The 2,253-nt window shown below is 42.2% G+C and carries 1 protein-coding gene; it reads left to right on the top strand.

Annotated features, from left to right (window positions below):
* Positions 1–112: 112 nt before the first annotated feature.
* On the top strand, positions 113–2,253 hold a 2,141-nt coding region (locus ACP5L5_RS11620), incomplete at its 3' end, for a hypothetical protein (protein WP_428763980.1).

Raw genomic sequence — 2,253 nt, forward strand, 5'->3', positions numbered from 1 at the left:
TGAAGTTTACCTTGGAGCTTCTATAGCAGTGTTTTTCTTTGGCGTCTTTACTGCAATCGCGCTGACCATAGCTGGATATATAAATAAAAGAAGGTCAAAATGCGGTTAATTTTTGCTCGTAATAATTTTACATAATTTCAAAGCAAAGAACGGGGGCTTCATAAAGCTTAAATATGCAGCCCGGGGAATTTATGTTGCAATGAACGTAAAAAGTTTATTAGTGCTAATACTAGCGCTTTCTATAGCATTACCTTCAGCAGTAACTTTACCAATGGTAACTAGTGTTTCTCACGCTCAAACACAGGCTTCGGTCAGCATAGATGTGCCTATAGTTAGCAATCCAACATCAGGCGGTACAGTTTACAGGACACTTTACATAAACAACCCAACGTCAGCTCAAGGAATTACGCAGATTTCAATAAGTATTCCAAAATCGTTAGCCACAAGTCCAGCTAGCTCAAATGCTAGCAAAGATGTTTATTTCGAAGGGTTAAGTTCAGGAGCTACTTCTAGCTTAAATGGTATAGGGCCATGGTCCTATTTGATATCTAAATCACCATCATCAACAATACTTCCACCCGGTGCAGCGGCATATGTTGAATTTGGATGGAATGCAAGTACAGCAGGGCTTAAGAGTTCAAATTCAGTAAGCAATACGGTAACAGTTACCTTGACCTATACTTCAGGAGCAACCCAGTCATTTGATGTGACAATTTACTATACCAAGGCTACTGAATATAGCATATCTCCTGTTTCACCTTCTACATTAGGGGCCTCCGCCGGGAACTTGACGGCTGGAGAGCTAGGTTCATTCACTGTAGCAACTGTAGTTCCTACAACTTCAGGAGTGACACCAACCGGTGGTCCGGTACCGGTTTACTTGACACAAACAACAACCCACGGCGTTATATCACCATCCAGCCTTACCACAAGCTCATCAGGAGCAGCATTTACAGTAAATGATACACATGTTGGAAGCTATATAGTAACTGCATACAGCGGGCATATCGTGTACACAAGTGGTACAACAGGGCCATTTGATGAAGGATACGTTATAGGAAATGCATCATATGTATTAACTATAGAGGCAGCATCTCCATCAAAGGTAGCCGTTAAACTGCCATGGGACGGAACTGGGTCAACTGACTATGTTACCAATGCATCCTCATCGGTTTATCCATATGGATTTAAGACATCATGGACTAACATTTCACTTACAGATAGGTTTGGAAATCCATACCCGTTAGGTAACACAACTGTTACACTAAGTGCAACTGCAGGCAGCTTGTACTTGCTTAGTGGAATGAACGGAACAAGCAGCGGAATTTATTACAAGATTGTAAGTGGAAACGACAGTAGCACGCTTAAATTCAATGTAGTCCTACTAAACGGGGTTAAGCATGTTGATAACATCACTTTTGGATTTGCTCCTCCTACAGCTTATGGCAGCTTTAGCCAGATAACTGCAGTGATCAATGGCAAGTATCCTGGAACATCAAACAAATTAATAACATCCACATTTGAACCCGTATCACCAAAGCCAACAATTTATTATAAGGGGGTAGAAAAGACATCAAGCTTTAATGCAACAGCAGGAAAGACAATTACCGCTGTAGTTAAAGTAAACCCAGTACAGGCAGGGGTTCCAGTAAACTTTACAATAGTACCTAGCACAGTCAAAGTCAGCGCAAGCCCAATGACGGGCATAGCGTACACCAACAAGTCAGGATATGCTGTCTTTACATTCACTGATACCGTAGCCGGTGATCAGTTTAATGTAGAAGACTATCTCTTCCAGCCCTTAACTTCAAACCCAGCTCACAATGAGTCGTTAAGTGGTCCGTCTCCAACGTTAACTATAGTTGCTGGTCCGCCAGCAGCCTTAGTCGTTACCGCACCATCACTAACTAACAATTATATATCTCCGTTGGGCAGCACTTTGATTAATGTATCTCTTGCTGACCAGTATGGGAACCCGACAACTAACACTCTTGGAGCAGCGATACAGATACAGCTTAGCACGAGCGCAGGTTCACTCAGCGCAAGCACGGTATATATATTACAAAGTAAACCTGATACATACTCTTCAGGATATCTAGTCTACTTTACTGCGCCAAATGCAACAGGACCGGTAACCATAACAGCAACTTCAGTCATGCCTGGAATATCTCCAGGTAAACTCGAATTATACGTGGTTACAAAGTACCCAATGCTAGGAGTAATATCTCCAGCTAACGGGGCAGTTTTAACAAC

It is taken from the genome of Vulcanisaeta sp., assembly GCF_049966235.1.
Lineage (GTDB): Archaea > Thermoproteota > Thermoprotei > Thermoproteales > Thermocladiaceae > Vulcanisaeta > Vulcanisaeta moutnovskia.